This window comes from Nostoc sp., assembly GCF_036917455.1.
Taxonomy (GTDB): Bacteria; Cyanobacteriota; Cyanobacteriia; order Cyanobacteriales; family Nostocaceae; genus Nostoc.
The window spans coordinates 50190-66370 of record NZ_JBALDK010000059.1 but is presented as its reverse complement, the minus strand read 5'-3'; the positions used below and the strand labels follow the sequence as shown (position 1 = coordinate 66370).

Here is a 16181-nt window from a genome sequence, read left to right as displayed (position 1 = left end):
TCTTCAGAAAGATGATTTTTGGCTGGCATAGGTGGCTGATACTGGATTAATTATTTAATCTCTTATTATACAATCTAGCTGCGTAACAGCTTAAACCAGTTTGACTGCCAACGCTTTCCTCACCTCACGCGCATCTGGGCGATAATCTATAAATTCTTGTAGTTCTGCGTTAGCGAAGCTCGCCGAAGGCATCGCGGCTTGTATATGCTGGTTTATCATTGTTAGCTATTAGACAGACATATCCATACGTATTATCTCGTAGTTTCTTTCAGAAATCAAATATGATTCCTATAGTTCAATTATTGATGGTACGGCGTAGCAGTTCCGAGACTCATTGTGCCAGTTGTGTAAGTCCTATTTGTAATTAAATTTGTTATAAACTGCCATAATTTGGCGACTTAAACGTTCGTGATTAAAATTTTCTATCACTGTACGCCTAGCCTTTTCTGATATGACTTGGCGTTTTTCAGGGTTGTCATGCAAATCTAGGATAGCTGCTGCTAGAGCAATAGGTTTTCCTGGTGGTACAGCAATAGCATCATAGTTATGAGTAAATAGCTCGGCTGCGCCACCTGCTTTAGATACTATCACTGGTCTGCCACAAGCCATAGCTTCTACTATTGCTAGTCCAAATGGTTCTGGTTGGGTGCTGGCATGAACTACAATGTCTAACCAACGGTAAATCTCTGCTATGTCTAGCTGAAAACTAAGAAAAGAAACTTTGCTTGCAATCCCAAGATATGAGGCTTTGTTTTTTAACTCTTGCTGGGAAAATTGGGAACCGCGAGTTTTATAAATGGGTTCACCCACAATCCAGAAATGAAGGTTTAAGTTGGGATGCGCTTTCACTATGTGAGATGCCGCCTCTAGAAAAATGTCATGACCTTTCCAACGAGCAAAAGTAGCTACCAGTCCCACTCGCAGAGGAAGATGGGAAGATTGAGGAGCAGGAGAAAAGTAATCTATATTTATGGCATTGTAAATTACTTCTATCGGCCAACCAGGTAGTGTAGTTCTAGCATCTTGTGCTACAGCTTGGGAAACAGCAATTCCAAACGTGGCGCGATTATTCATCAATTTTAAAGCTTGTGCTATTAATGGTCGTGAGCCGTAGAAATCATGAATGTGCCAAACAATAGGTATACCTTTAACTCCAACTAATGCAGTTAGTAAATGGGTCTTAATACCGTTGGAGTGAATTAAGTCTGGGTTGAGTTCATGCAGCAATTGATTAAATTCCCTTAGATATTTCCCTATGCTGGGCAAAATTTTGACTATTTGTGATAATAAGATCAATATTGCGATCGCTTTACTATTACCTTTAAAGGCACTGTCACCCAGTTGATTAAATTCTTCTGGTATTTCCAGTAATGTTACCTGTACGCCTAATTTTTTAGCCTGCTCTCTTAATGGCCCATCCGTGCCTATTATTAAGTGTAGTTGCATATTTGGCTGTGCAATCACGAGTGCAGCTAAGATAGTTAGCAAAACTCTCTCTGCACCACCAATTACTCCTACCGGGTTAACAAATACTATTTTCATATAGTTTTAATCACTGGCTAATTTTGTATAAGATTGAGCAATAATTTGGGCATGAGCAGACCAAGAATATCTCTTCGCCTGGCTCAGGCGAAGATCAATCACAGGGGCGCTAGTTGGGTTTAGCAATAGCTGTTCTAACGTCTTTACCCAAGCTGACACATCCGCAGTTGGGCAGTATACCGCCGCTTCTCCACCCACCTCACGGAGTACAGGAATATCGCTGACAATTGCGATGGCCCCGCAGGCTAAGGCTTCAATAACAGGTAATCCAAAGCCTTCTGCTTCACTTGTTAATAACACTGCTGATGCTCGTCGATAAAGGGCTGCTATAGTTGGACGCTGTAAACCCTGTAAATGAATTATTGAATTGCCGATATTCAACTGAGCAATTTGTTGCTGTTGGCTTTGTGTCCACTCACCACCGACTTTGACAAGTTGCAATTTTGGATAAATAGCTTGTATCTGTGCGAACACTTCTAAAAGAATGTCAATACGCTTGCGGGGAATGCAACTACCGACATGTAGTAAAAAAGGGACTTCACCTATTTTTCCTAATATTTGTTGGTCATTATTAGTTTCGTTCTCAGGAACAATACCAAATTCTGGGGCAATACCATAGGGCGCGTAGACTAGACGCGATGGTTTTACCAGTTGATAATGCTCAATTTGTTTTTTGACTTCTGTTGTGGAATAAAATACAACGGCGCATGATTGTAAACCGCGCAGAATTCTGAGAGACATGGCTTTATACCACTTAGACCGAGGTTCTTGCTCTGGCTCTACCAAAGAACGAAAGGCATCAATATCGTGACAGTATACACCTGTGCGGTCTGGAGGCAAGACATGAACTAAATGAGCATAGCTATGGTCAGCAATGTGAAATAAATCAAAATCTGCTAACCGTTGGTTGAGATAATGGGGATAGTCCCAAAATCGGTTAATCAGGCGATCGGTATTGTAGGCAAAATGCTTTTTACCGAGTCGAGGAATTTGTTTACAACGCCAGTTAAATGTTGGACAAACTTCTATAGCTTGAATAGATGCAAGATGTTCAGCTTGCAGTTCTTGGAGTAGCATCTGAGCACAGAGATCCATGCTATGCCATTTTTCTTCAAGGTAATCGCAAATGATTGCGAGCTGTATTTGAGCCATCCTATCTATTTTGTATTGTAATTGTTAAGTGAGATAAAAAAGTTTATTTTTTAAATGTCTAACTTATATTATTAATGTGTAGGTAGACATACTTAAACTATTGAAGTATATTTAATTTTACTAATAGGTCAGGCAATTTCTCCTTGGGAACCATTAGTACGTCTGAAATCCCCGCTTTTACTTCCTTAATTTCAATAAAATGTTTACGCCCTACTTGTTGGTACAACTTATATTCCCAAGGAATTACTAACTCTGCTATCTCTACAAAAGAATATCCAAAATGCTGTACCCAATATGGATTAAACTCACCATAAATTATTGGGCGAGTTTTTTTAATAAAATTCAATCCTCCTAATAGAAAATCCATTTCAGCACCTTCAATATCTACTTTGATAATGTCGCATTTTGAAATATTATTTTTTTCAACAAAGTTATCTAACTTAGTGATAAGTGATGAGCAAGTAGGCTTCTCTTTATTAACTAGACCTTTTTTTAATAAAAAAGCATTGCCAGTTGATGAATTATTCTGTTCATCTACCATACAGAGTTGTATTTCTCCCTCTTGGTTTCCAAGGGCAGTACTGACTGGATAAATGATATTCGTTAATTGGTTGATTTCAACTAAGTTAGCTAGACGGTTAAAATTAGATGCAACTGGTTCAAAAGCCCATATTTGAGATTTAACGCCTTTTTTTTTGAGTTTTTCTCCTAAAGATATGGAGTAAAGTCCAATATTTGCACCAACATCAAAAATTACTACTCCTGGATGTAAAAGTCTAGATAGTATCTGAATAATGCCACCATCATATTCCCCTGAAAAAAAGACTTTTTGCTCTAAAAGACTACGCAAGTCAAGACAGATTATACTACCTTGGTGCATTTTAATTTTTACAAAACACTCTTCATCAGATTGATAATTTGTCATTAAAGGAATAAGTACTTTACTTAACTTATACTTGCCTTTAAAGTAAGGTAAAGAGCGTAAGATATAAGCAATAGAATTACGTAAAGCTAGTTTCATAAATACTTATTTTTATTTATTCAAAAGTTCGGTAAAAAATTCTAAATGCTGTTTGGCAACAGATGTCCAAGCGTACAATGTGTGTGCTCGCTCTAAACCTTTAGTAGCCAGTTCTTGCCGACCTGAGGGGCTGTTAAGTAATTCAGAAATAGCTGCAACCCAACCCAACTCATCCTTTTCACCAACTACTAAACCAGCATCTTGAATAACATAAGGAATTTCGCCGCTATCACTGCCAATTACAGGAACACCACAGGCAAATGCCTCAATGAGCATTCGCCCAAATTGTTCTCGCCAGTTAGAGATGGTTTGACTAGGAGCGACAAGTATATCCATAGCATTGAGGTATTGGGAAACTTCACTATGTTTTACATGTGTACAAATTCGCACCTGTTCAGGATAATGCTTTGCCCACCTTCGTAGTGATGATTCCATTACTCCATTACCGACAAACAAAGCTCGCCAAGGAGTTTGTAAACTATCTATAACTTGCATGAGTAAATCTAATCCTTTTTCAGGAACAAAGCGCCCCAGAAAACCGATAACAGGTGTCCCTTTCTCTTCCCAAGCAAGAAATCGACGAATCTGGTGCTTGGCATCAACCGATGGGTAGAAATGGTTAACATCTACACCGAGAGGAATAAGTCGCATAGGAAGTGAATATCCTTTTCGAGGTTTTAAAGTTTCTACGACAGTCTGCCCACCAGTAATCCATCCTGTTGCCCGATTCATGGCATATTGCTCAATCCAATTAAATGGAGGTGGATATCGCTTAGATTTATTTTGAAAGCTAGAAAAAACTAGTGGAGTTTTCCTCTCTGTCCACCAAGCAATCTGTCCACCAGAAAAAATATAAGGCTCTTCCCAACAATGCACCAAATCCCAGCTTTGCTCCATAATCACCTTAAGTCGGCAACCATAAGTCAAAACGTGAGCAGGCTTGCTGAAATAAACTGGTACTGCTTCTAGGTGACAGATTTCGTTAGGATCAGCTTCCAAATATATTGATCGTAAATCTCCATGTATAAACGAAGGAGCAACCGCAGTGACTTCCCATTCTCCTTTTCCCAAAAAGGCTATTTCATTGATAAGTCGGCGGTTCAGTTTTACCACATAGGAGTGACTAATAGAAAGAAGTTTTCGTGGATGAGGCATACATCAAATTTACGTTTGTATATTGGCTTTTCATCATCACTCACTGCGGTAATTTCAATAATAGGGTTTAAGTCTAACTAACTGACAAATTTCATCTGCATTATTTTGTAGGGTTATCCAAACTATTCTGGACATAGCACTTTTGTCAACATTTTGCTGAACTGTAAGAAAGTTGATCGGAAGTTAAGGGGGTTAAGACCCGCAACATCAACATTTAGCTCAGAGTTCTGGTGACTCCACTACATTCAGTTTTTGTCGGGATCTGTTTTTGAAAGTTCTGAGTGCTTGGAGCCGCCGCTCAACGCCAGTTCTTCCAAGTTGGGAAACTTGCCTAAGTGACTGGCTGGAATTTATGCTAAATCACCCTTTGAAACTGTCTTAAATGTTGAATTTGGCGGAAAGTGAGCGGTTGTACTGTCACCCTCAAATTTCCCGGATAGATTTTGAATTGTTAAAATATTTTTAATTATACTAACAGCAGTATTGCAAATCACAGTATAAAATATTGACCACTGTCAAGAAATATTTTCTAATGCAACCTATTGCTCCCATCATTGCAATTGTTCCCCGTCTAATCCCTGCTATTGATGGAGTAGGAGACTATGGGTTAAATATAGCAAAGCAACTGCGTCAAGATTTTGGCTGGATGACCAGCTTTGTAATTGGAGATCCTAATTGGTCTGGTGAAGCTTTTGTAGAGGGGTTTGCAGTTCATCAAGTGGCGGAATGCTCTAGTACAGCTCTTTTAAAATTATTAACCAATGAACAGCACTCAATAACTACTGTTATTTTGCATTATGTAGGCTATGGTTATGCAAAACGAGGCTGTCCAGTTTGGTTAGTGGAAGGCTTGGAACGTTGGCGAAAAGCTACTAATTCTCGACATTTGGTAACGATGTTTCATGAAGTGTATGCTTTTGGTTCAATTTGGACAAGTCAGTTTTGGACATCACCACTGCAAAGAAATTTAGCTGCACGTCTGGTTCGCTTGAGCGATCGTTGTCTTACCAACAATCAAATATATGCTGAAATTATCAATAGATTAGGTCGAGGAAAACACTCTACAATTCCGACTTTGCCAGTTTTTTCTAATATAGGTGAACCAGAGCATCTTACCTCTTTATTGGAACGTCCTAGACGTTTAGTAATACTCGGCAGCTGCGGGCCGCGTTCTCGTGTTTATCAAAACTCGCGATTGGCATTGCAACGGACCTGTTTGGAGTTAGAAATTGAGGAAATTTTAGATATTGGTTCTGCTTTAGATTTTAAAATTGAACCAGTAAATGATATTTCTATCGTCTGTTTGGGAATTAAATCTGCTCCTGACATCAGCAGTTTACTATCAAATTCAGTAGCAGGTTTTTTGAATTACCCTACTGAATTCCTGACAAAATCAGGAATTTTTGCTGCTTACTGCGCTCACAGATTATTACCTATATGTACATGGGATCAAGGACAAGACGTAGATAGTCTGCAAGCAGGGAAACACTACTGGCTGGGGAACAAGTATCAGCACAGGATGAATTTATCAGCAGGGCAGGTAGTAGCAGACAATGCTTATGCTTGGTATCAAAAGCACCAATTATCAGTTCAAGCTCATACTTTTGTTACTTTGATGTCGTCCCGATAGTAGGCACTATCCCACGTATTAAAATCTCAACGTTCTTCCATTGTTGCCGTATTTGTTTAATCACTCTCTGTAGTTCTGATAATGCCCCGGCTGCTGGGTCTACATTTGAAGGTCTAAGTTTGGCTGCTAACAAATGTTTTCCACAGAAAATATAAAGTGGAGCATAGCAGTATCCTCCGTAACAAGTATTGAAGAAAACTTGCTCCTGATTGCCGTGTACTAAATCATCGGTTACATCTAAGTCCAAAATAATTTTTCGTGGTTCTTTTGAGTAAAATTTTAAAAATATACTTACAAATAGGCTTTCAATTTCTGCTGAAGAATGCCCAATTTTATGATACAGACTGCCGGCTCCTTGTTCTACATCTTCAGGACATTGTTCCAACCTATTCAACATATTTGTATTTACAAATATGTAGTATATTCGCCAACAGTATCCGTATCTCGGCTCAATACCTAATATTAATTTTCTTGCTTGGACTATGGAAAAATCTAATCTTAAACTGAGGTATCGGCCAGTTTCAAAAGTAAGGGTGTTTTGCTCCCGGAGGGAGGCTGCTGATTTTTATTAAGATGACTGACCCTTTGGGCTGATTATCTTCCACTGAGATCCTGCCGCCATGAGCTTTGATCGCCATCTGACAAAATGCCAACCCTAAGCCAACTTGGTGAATGTCTTCCATCAGAGTACCTATTTCATACTTTTCAAAGACTCGTTGCTTCAGCTCGTCAGCGATTCCAACACCCATATCAATCACTCGAATCTGGGTTATCAGGTCGTCTAAATAATTGATTTGCACCGTGACTTGACTTTTTGACGGAGAAAATTTAATCGCATTTAACAATAAATTGTCTAAAACTCGACGCATCACGAGCTTATCGGCGCAAATGGGTCTTTCGATTTCTGGGAGGTCGGGAATCATCTGAATCATTTTCTGCCCTGCAATCGCCTGCATATCGGTGATACAAGTATTAACAAGGCGACTCAGCTCAATTTCCTCAAGATTCAGGATCATTTTTCCTGACTCTAGTTTTGCCATTAGCAGTAGGCTTTCGGTTAGCGATCGCAACTGTTGTTCCGCTATTTTTATGCGATTGATCCGAGTTTGATATTGCTCGGGCAACTTTGCTCGCTCCAGCATTTCACAGGACAGAAGAATGCTGGACAGAGGATTACGCAAATCATGCACAATCATATTTGCCATGTCCGATCGCACTTGCAGAGAGGCTTTGAGGGCATCATACTGTTGCTTAATGCGGAGCATCGAGCCAATTCTGGCGCGTAACTCTACTGCACTTACAGGCTTACTCAGAAAATCATCGGCTCCAGCTTCGAGGCAACGAGCTAAATCTTCTTTCGCATTCAATGCAGTGACCATAACGATCGGAATATGCTTCCAATTTGGATTAGCCTTAATGCGACAGCACACCTCAATGCCATCTAACTCTGGCATCATCACATCAAGCAAAATCACATCAGGCTGACTCTTTTTTAGCCGTTCTAAGGCACTAACACCACTGGATGCATATCCCAAACGGTAGCCAGAATTGTACAGAATGCCGCTGATGACTTCAAAGTTATCGGGTTCGTCATCCACTAACAGAATCGTCAGTTCTTGATTGACTATTTCAAATTCACTCATGATACTGTTGGCGAATGTAACACATACTTGTATTTTAAGTGTTACGTAAGATTACACCTTTATCTTCTAATTGCGGCTTCTAGTTGTAACACTTTTGTTTATCCATTTGTAACACTTTTTCCAACAGTATCCACTGAGCTACGAACAACCGTAAAACACACCGAGCAAAGATAACTTTTAAACTCTCCCCTCACTGTCAGACATATTCAGTTACGACAACTGGAGATATTTTTTCATCACGTTGACGAGATGGATGGGACTGAAGGGCTTGGTCAAATAATCATTCGCTCCAGCAGCTAAACACTGTTCTTTATCCTTCGACATAGCTAAAGCCGTTATCGCTAGGATAGGAATGCGCTTGTCTTGCTCCTGCAATCGAATTTGGCGAATCGCTTGTAGCCCATTCATCCCTGGCATTTGAATATCCATCAAAATCAAGTTGAAGGACTGTGTCTGGGTGAGATTAATCGCTTGCAAACCATTGTGAGCAACTACAATATTAAACCCTTTCAATTCTAAATAGGCTTTTAGCGTCTCAATGTTATCCAGGTTATCGTCTACCAGTAGAACGACAGGTTTCTCTGCTATATTCATTGTTTCTACAGGTAAGAATTCTGAAGCAATTTGGATAACAGCAGCGGTGCGATCGAGAGACTTGTCTGAGTTGGGCGGGTTGACGTGTTTCCAGGGAAGCACCACTGTAAATTGGCTACCCTGACCGACAGTGCTGCGAACCGTCACGGAGCCTTTGTGTAGCTCGATAATGCGTCGGACTAAGGCTAAACCTAACCCCGTACCAGCATAACGCCGAGACAAATTGCTATCGATTTGAACAAAAGGCTGAAACAGCTTGCTAATATTTTCTGGAGCAATCCCAATGCCAGTATCGATTGCGCTGAAGCTCAATGTTTGTTCTAGTGCATTGCCTTGCACTTTTAATATGACAGCACCACCGTTGGGTGTAAACTTGACGGCATTGGTGAGTAGGTTGATCAATACCTGCCGGATAAGTCGTTCGTCTAACTCGATGTAAGTCAGATTGGGAGACAGTTCAAGGGTAAAACTAATTTGCTTTTTGAAGGCTTGCTGTTGGATAAAAGGAATTGTGCTTCGACAAAGCTGCTGAACTGAAACGGTTGTCATTTGTAGATATAGCTTGCCGGATTCGATTTTGGCTAGATCGAGAATGTCATTAATTAGCTCTAATAAATGCTGACCATTGGTTTGAATTGTGGTTAAGGCGTGGTGTTGTTGCTCGGTTAAATTGCCATAGGTTCTTTCTTGCAAGACTTCAGACAGTCCCAGGATGGAGTTCAGAGGGGTACGAAGTTCGTGGCTCATGTTTGCCAGAAATTCGTCTTTGAGGCGGGTCGCTCGTGCGAGTTCCGCATTGGCAATAGTTAGTCGTTCATTAATCTTCCGAAGTTTTTCCTCAGTCTGTTTGATTTCTGTGACATCAAAAATAATCCCAACAATATGCAACGCTTGCCCAATGTCGTCAGTTACGGTGCTGCCTTGCTCAAGCAAATATCGTTTTTCTTCGGTTGCAGGGATCTGAATGCAATATTCGACCTGAAAGGGCTGTTGATGGACGATCGCGGCTTGAATTACTTCGATAACGCGATCGCGGTCTTCTGGCACAATCAGCGAGTTGACTGGGCAGAGAGTGCCTTGATTGGCGATATCTATCGGGTCAAGCTGGAATAACGTCATTAAGCGATCGTTAAAAAAGACAAATGTATTATTTTGAGCGGGATACAGCTTGTAGACAATTCCCGGTAGGTTTTCAGCTAGGGTGCGATAGGAAAGCTCGCTTGCTTGCAGATCGATCTCAGTTTGCTTGCGGTGGCTGATATCTCGGATCGCAGCTAGAAAGGCTTTACGATCCTGCCAGGTAATTTCCTCAACGCGCACTTCAACTGTAGTCACCCTGCCAGTGGGATGCGGAATCTCCAGTTCAAACGTCTTTTGGAGCGTGATGGAAATTCCTAAATCTGCACCCTGGTAGTCTGCCTTTTGGCAATTGAAAATTCGATCGGCAGCCGGATTGCTGAAAAGAATCTGTCCTTGGGAATTTAGAATCAGGATGCCATCAACTGTCTTAGAAATGATTTTTTTGAGGCGCTTTTCGCTGTTTTGGAGTTGTTGCTCAATGTGCTTGCGATCGCTAATGTCTTCCACCACCGCCAAGTCACCAATGAGTGTACCCGCAGCGTTATACAGCATTGATACTGTAAGACTAACCCATTGTAGCCGACGATCTTTGCGGATATAGCGGATTTCAGGGGTTATCGATGCCAACTCACCGTGATGTAAATGAGCCAACTCACCTTGGATTACTTCCAGATCTTCTAGATGAATCAAGTCTTGCCAAGACATCTCCAGTAGCTCAGATTGAGTATAGCCAGTCAGTTCACAAAAGCGTTGATTGACTTGGATATAGCGTCCTGATGCGTGACATTGGCTAATGCCGACAGATGCCTGTTCAAACAAAGACCGATAGCGCACTTCACTCTCACTCAATGCTGCTGTGCGTCGAGCAATTTTGGCTTCTAGCTCCTGGTTAAGCTCTTGTAGTGCCAGTTCTGCCTGTTTGCGATCCTGAATATCTTGAATTACACCAATACAATAATTTACGGTTTTATCTGCATCACGGACTGAAGCCACTGTAATGTTGTACCAGCGTAACTCTCCGTTTTTGTGAAGCACACATTTTTCCAGCGAAAAGGAATCAATCTTTTTGGCGAAAAGCTGTTGCCAGTAGTTTAAATAGAGCTTTAAATCATCTGGTCTGGGTATGAGGCTCTGGAAGTTTAGCTCCAGCATTTCTGCTTCCGTATAGCCTAATTGGTCGCAAATACGGCGATTAACCTGCAAAAATCGACCGGCCACATCCATTTCCACAATTCCCACTGCTGCCTGCTCAAACACAGCACGGAAACGGGCTTCGCTTTGTTTCCGTGCCAGTTCTGCGCGTTTAAAGTCATCGATATCGGTAATTGTGCCGACCCAACCTGTAATTTCTCCTGCTAGGTTTTGGATTGGCACTCCGCGCGCCAGAAACCAGCTGTATAGTCCCTGATGATGACGGACACGATATTCGATCTCAAATAACTTGCCCGTTGTGATGGCTTCTCCCCATTCCTGGAGGGTGCGATCGCGCTCATCGGGATGAATCGCTGCTGCTCCGCCCAATCCCATTGCCTCAGCTTGACTTTGCCCCGTGTAGTCATACCAGCGTTGGTTAAAGTAGTTAACGGCACCTGTTTCATCTGTCAACCAGACCATCTGGGGCATTGCTTCTGCCAGGTCGCGGTAGCGTTGTTCGCTTTCTCGCAGAGCTTGTTCAGAGTATTTGCGCTCAGTGATGTCAGTGATAGTTCCTATATAGCCAATTACGTTGCCAGCGGTACCAGTTTCAACGATCGCCAGACAGATCAGCCAATGCACCTTTCCATCTGGTCTCTGAAAGCGACACTCCATTAAAAAGGGAGTCTGGGACTGGGTAGATATTTGCCAGTTGAGAAAGACCCAATCGCGGTCTTCGGGGTGCAATGCTTGTGCCCACCCCGTGCCCATTGCCTCCTTGAAGGACAGCCCTGCTAGTTGACACCAGCGGGAATTGACATATTTATAGTCTCCGCTCGGATCGGTGTGGAAAATGCCAACTGGTGATAGTTCAGCTAAGTTTAGATAACGGCGTTCGCTTGCTTGAAGCGCTAGCTCGGCTTGTTTGCGATCGCTTATATCTGTGAAGATGCCAAACCAAATAATACTGCCATCTTCTTCCTGAGAGGGAATAGAATGTCCTGAAATCCACTTCAAGATGCCGTTAGGAGTTCTGATGCGAAACTCCATCTCCCATGCTTCGAGCGTTGCAGCCGATCGATCGATGGAAGCGTCGATTTGTTCTATATCTTCTGGCAAAATAATATCCCACACGATTTGCATATCCTTGAGGATTTCCTCTGGCGTATATTCATACAAATCGACACTACCTTCGCTTATAAAGATGAAGCTCTTTGACCCACTCGGCAAGCGCTGATATTTATAGACGGCTCCAGGCACCATATTAGTAAGTTGACGCAGTATTTGCTCACTTGTTTGCAGAGCAACTTCGGTTTGTTTTTGTTCGGTGATCTCTGTATTGGTGCCAAACCAGCGCAACACCCTACCCTGTTCATCTCGGATGGGAATAGCACGAGAGAGAAACCAACGGTACTGCCCATCTCCACCGCGCAAGGGAAAGGTATCTTCCCAGATTTCGCCTGTTTCAAAGCAGTGGCTAATTTTCTTCACTACCCCATCGACATGATCGGGGTGATGTACCTGCTGCCATCCCCAGCCCTGCATTTCTGCCAGTGTGGTGCCTGTGTAGTCAAACCAGCGCTGGTTATACCATTCAATCCAGCCATGTTCGTCAGTTATCCAAGCAAACTGAGAAATGTTGTCTGCCAGGGTACGGAAGCGGGCTTCACTTTCCCTCAGTTTTTGTCGTGCCTGGACAAGTTCGGTTATGTCCATCACGGATACGCCAACGCCGATTACTTCCCTATTGGGTAAACAAACAGGATAGTGATTGGAGATTGCGCTGCGAAATTCACCTGGTTTGACCTCACCGCTAAACTCCAGATTCAGAACTGGCACTTGGGTTTCCATAATCTGGAGCAGCATGGGAGCAAACTGAGATGCCATTTTCGGCAAAACTTCCCATAAGGTGCGTCCCAAATGCTCACTTAATGGCAGGTCATTCATTTTGGCTAATGCCTCGTTGCCATAGAGGTAGCGCAGTTCCCGATCGAACAGAGTTAGCCCAACTGGAGAGGCTGCGATAAATGCCTGAAGCAGAGCTTCGCTGCGCTGGCGTTCTAGCTCGGCTTGTTTGCGTAAGCGAAGCTCGTCGTAGACATCGCTAATATCAATTATAATGCCGTGCCAAATAATACTACCATCTGCTTGTCGGGAGGGGATGGAATGACCGGAAACCCATTTTAAGACCCCGCTAGCAGTTATCAGGCGAAACTCAGCCGTCCAAGGGGTGAGCATTGCGGCAGATTGGTCAATCAAATCCCGCACCCTCTCTCCATCCTCTGGAACGATCAGATGCCAAAGCACTTGGGAGTCGTTGAGGATTTCCTCTGGGGTGCGATCGCAAAGCTTGATAATACCTTGGCTAATAAATCGAAAACTTTTCGTTCCATCCACAGAACGGCAATAGGTATAAACCACTCCAGGAACTGTACTGACTACCTGGCGCAGGGTTTTTTCACTAGCTTGTAGAGCAGTTGCCATTGCTTTCCGTTCTGTGATATCTGCGATCGCTCCCACCATGCGAATCGGCTTGCCAGTTTGATCGCGGATTGCCTCTCCACGAGAACGACACCAAATATACTCACCTGATTGCTTACGTCTGCGAAATTCTACTTCATAGGGCAGATGGTCTTCTAGGTGGCCTTTTAGGGTTAATTGCATCAGATCGCGATCGTCGGGATGGATCTCTTCACTAAGCACCTCATAGGCAAACTTGCAGGCGTTTTTGGCTGGGGGTGGGTAGCCTAAAATTTTCCAATAGCGATCGCTGGCAATGATGCGATCGCTGACAATATCCCAATCCCACACTCCTTCGCCGATACCCCGAATGGCGAGTTGATAGCGTTCTTTGACTGCACTTAATTCCAGATCCAGTTTTTTTTGCTCAGTAATATCGATGTTGACCCCAGCAAGACGGTAAATCTCTCCGGCTTCGTTGCGAATCGGAAAGCTGCGGTTCCAGAGCCAGCGAATGGATTTATCGGGACGGATAATCCGATAGGCAAAGGAGCAAACCTCTTTCCTTTGACAAGCTTGCTTGTCAAATGTGGCTATGCCATCGCGATCATCTGGATGAATAAAATCGAGCCAAGCTTGAGGATTATCATAGGTTTGCTGCAACGGCGTTTGGTAAAGATATTCCCAGGCTAGGCTGGTATAAATCATCTGCTTACCATCGAGGGATTTGAGAAAAAACACATCCTGACTGTTGTCAAAAATTTGTCGGAGTTGGGCTTCGCTTTCTCTGAGGGCAGTTTCTAGCTGCGTGCGTTCGGCTTCTAACCTTTTCCTCTCGTTAATATCAGTGACATACCCGATAATCTGAGTTAAGTTGGCGTTAGCATCTGCAAAAAACTGTGCCTGAGATTCAATCCAGATGTAATGGCCAGCCTGATGTTGCCACCGATATTGCAAGTAGAGATGTCCCTGATGTTCAAAATACTCTGCAGCGGCCGTTTGCACCCGCTTCTCATCCTCTGGATGAATGTTAGCAAACCAATCGGCTGATGTCTGGGGCATTTCAGAGGCGCTATAGCCAAACACCTGCTCGGCATTGATGCCCCACGTCATGCGATCGGAGGATGTATCCCATTCATACAGCACTTGCTTAGTGGCTAGCTGGGCAGCATGATGGCGGTTTTGCCACTCTAGCAAGCCGCCTATATCAACGTCTTGTCTAGCTTCAGCTTGCTTCTTTTGGGTGATATTGCGCGCCACGCACAAAAACGACGTAACGGTTCCATCCATGTCATATTCTGGAACGACACGGGTTTGAAACCAGATGGAGCGCGAGTGAAGGCAAAGTTGATATTCACTCGTTTGTTCTTGGCGGGTTGCTGCTACTCGTTGAGTGAGAGTTTGCCACTCAGCAAAATGTTCTGGGGCAAAGGTGGCAGCGAGCAATGGTTGACCAATCAGCGCTTCAGGCGCGTAGCCCAACTCCACCTCAACAGCTGCGTTGAGATAAAGGTAATGTAAGTCTCGATCGAGCCGAAAAATCACGTCAGGGGAATAATCTAGCAATGCGGTAAGCTCTTGTCGCTGTTGCTGGAATCGGGTCGCCGTTTCGCTGTGTTGAATGGCGATCGCCACCTGAATGGCAAGTTGTTCTAAAAATGTGACCTCAGCCGATTGCCAATCACGAGGCACAGCCGATTCACTGGCGCTAACCAGCCCCCAAAATTGGTTGTTAACGATCGCCGGCACTAGAATTTTGGCTCTAATCTGTAAATGCTCCAATAACTCAACATGGCAGGGGGTCATCCCTGCCGTATAGATATCGGGAACTACTAGCACTCGTCCTTGGCCATATCGATCTGCCCAATCTGGAGCAAAGCAAGGATCGTAAATCGCTTCACTGACAAAGGAGCGTTGACCGACAGCGAGGGACTCTGCCACGACCTGGAACTGCCCATTTTCCAAAAAGTGATAGATCGACACGCGATCGCAGCCCAAAAACTGCCGCACTTCAGACACCGTGGCATTGAGTATTTCCGCCAAACTCAGCGAAGCTCGAATCCGCGTTGAGACTGCCATTAAAAGCTGCGATTGCTCTGTCTGAAGTTTCAAAGCGGCGATTGATGCCTCATCTGGCCGATCGGGTTCTACAGGTTGCAGCAAACGGCATAAACTTTCGTAGGTCAGCAGCCCTAATAACTGCCCATTGTCGTCTAATATCGGCAAGTGCTGAATCTGGTGTTTTCTTAAAAGGCTCAGGGCAACCTCAGGATTAGTTAACTCAGATTGCCGTAAGGCGATCGCTGGTGGTTCAATCACCTCTGCTAAAGTAACTCCAGCGAGCGATCGCCCACTGGCAACAAGACGTGTCACCACTCGTTCGCTGAACAGTCCCACCAGTTGGTTTTCACTGACTACAGCTAAACAGCCTGTGCAGTCGTTAGCGCCCATACCGGGATCGAAGTTGCAAGAACTGGAATTCAAAAGTGCGATCGCCTCTGTCACCAGCACATCTTGCGTAACTGTGATGGGCGGCGGTGCGATCGTGTTTTCTAGGGCAAGCCTTAGCAGAAATGAGTGGGGCAAGAACATAACCTTTCCAGCCGCAATAGTGGGATCAGAAACATCGGGTTATTCAGGGTAAAACCAGAACACCACCCAGAGATTGCTCTAACAATTCAGTCTAGCTTAACCCTCTTCTGTCACTCTCCGGGAGGGTGATCGCTAGAAGCCTCATGAGGCAACCAATACAAGCTATACTACTAGAAAA

At 43.5% G+C, this 16181-nt stretch carries 8 protein-coding genes and 1 pseudogene; 1 reads left to right on the top strand and 8 read right to left on the bottom strand.

Going from position 1 to position 16181, the window contains the following annotated elements; translation table 11 throughout:
• Positions 1-90: 90 nt before the first annotated feature.
• The 5 genes from V7K42_RS06685 to V7K42_RS06665 form a co-directional block, all read right to left on the bottom strand.
• Positions 91-219, bottom strand: coding sequence for a hypothetical protein (locus V7K42_RS06685; RefSeq protein ID WP_334914670.1), 129 nt, complete (start codon positions 217-219; stop codon positions 91-93).
• 135 nt (positions 220-354) lie between these two features.
• Positions 355-1542 (bottom strand): glycosyltransferase family 4 protein, encoded by a 1188-nt coding sequence (locus V7K42_RS06680; RefSeq protein ID WP_334914668.1) that lies wholly within the window; start codon positions 1540-1542, stop codon positions 355-357.
• Positions 1543-1548: 6 nt separating this feature from the next.
• On the bottom strand, positions 1549-2637 hold the full coding sequence (locus tag V7K42_RS06675) for a glycosyltransferase (RefSeq protein ID WP_334914666.1): 1089 nt from the start codon (positions 2635-2637) through the stop codon (positions 1549-1551).
• 154 nt (positions 2638-2791) lie between these two features.
• A complete protein-coding gene (locus V7K42_RS06670) occupies positions 2792-3715 on the bottom strand; it encodes an FkbM family methyltransferase (protein WP_334914664.1) in 924 nt (307 codons plus the stop codon).
• 12 nt (positions 3716-3727) lie between these two features.
• Positions 3728-4870: a glycosyltransferase family 4 protein gene (locus V7K42_RS06665; RefSeq protein ID WP_334914663.1), complete on the bottom strand. Its 1143-nt coding sequence runs from the start codon at positions 4868-4870 to the stop codon at positions 3728-3730.
• 532 nt (positions 4871-5402) lie between these two features.
• Here V7K42_RS06665 and V7K42_RS06660 point away from each other — a divergent pair.
• Positions 5403-6500, top strand: a complete 1098-nt coding sequence (locus V7K42_RS06660) for a glycosyltransferase family 1 protein (RefSeq protein ID WP_334914661.1) — start codon at positions 5403-5405, stop codon at positions 6498-6500.
• Here the strand turns inward: V7K42_RS06660 and V7K42_RS06655 are convergent.
• The 3 genes and pseudogenes from V7K42_RS06655 to V7K42_RS06645 all read right to left on the bottom strand — a co-directional run.
• A pseudogene (locus V7K42_RS06655) lies at positions 6485-6894 on the bottom strand (transposase); the annotation flags it as partial. The gene V7K42_RS06660 and the pseudogene V7K42_RS06655 overlap by 16 nt on opposite strands.
• 127 nt (positions 6895-7021) lie before the next feature.
• The gene (locus tag V7K42_RS06650) at positions 7022-8143 is read right to left on the bottom strand and encodes a hybrid sensor histidine kinase/response regulator (protein WP_334914659.1); all 1122 of its coding nucleotides are present in this window, start codon (positions 8141-8143) and stop codon (positions 7022-7024) included.
• Between the two features lie 210 nt (positions 8144-8353).
• A complete protein-coding gene (locus tag V7K42_RS06645; RefSeq protein ID WP_334914657.1) occupies positions 8354-16003 on the bottom strand; it encodes a PAS domain S-box protein in 7650 nt (2549 codons plus the stop codon).
• Positions 16004-16181: the final 178 nt, after the last annotated feature.

What these genes read in the sequence shown, in the direction of transcription:
- V7K42_RS06675 (WP_334914666.1), bottom strand. Translation starts at nt 2,637, where the DNA reads ATGGATCTCTGTGCTCAGATGCTACTCCAAGAACTGCAAGCTGAACAT.
- V7K42_RS06685 (WP_334914670.1), bottom strand. Translation starts at nt 219, where the DNA reads ATGATAAACCAGCATATACAAGCCGCGATGCCTTCGGCGAGCTTCGCT.
- V7K42_RS06660 (WP_334914661.1), top strand. Translation starts at nt 5,403, where the DNA reads ATGCAACCTATTGCTCCCATCATTGCAATTGTTCCCCGTCTAATCCCT.
- V7K42_RS06650 (WP_334914659.1), bottom strand. Translation starts at nt 8,143, where the DNA reads ATGAGTGAATTTGAAATAGTCAATCAAGAACTGACGATTCTGTTAGTG.
- V7K42_RS06680 (WP_334914668.1), bottom strand. Translation starts at nt 1,542, where the DNA reads ATGAAAATAGTATTTGTTAACCCGGTAGGAGTAATTGGTGGTGCAGAG.
- V7K42_RS06665 (WP_334914663.1), bottom strand. Translation starts at nt 4,870, where the DNA reads ATGCCTCATCCACGAAAACTTCTTTCTATTAGTCACTCCTATGTGGTA.
- V7K42_RS06645 (WP_334914657.1), bottom strand. Translation starts at nt 16,003, where the DNA reads ATGTTCTTGCCCCACTCATTTCTGCTAAGGCTTGCCCTAGAAAACACG.
- V7K42_RS06670 (WP_334914664.1), bottom strand. Translation starts at nt 3,715, where the DNA reads ATGAAACTAGCTTTACGTAATTCTATTGCTTATATCTTACGCTCTTTA.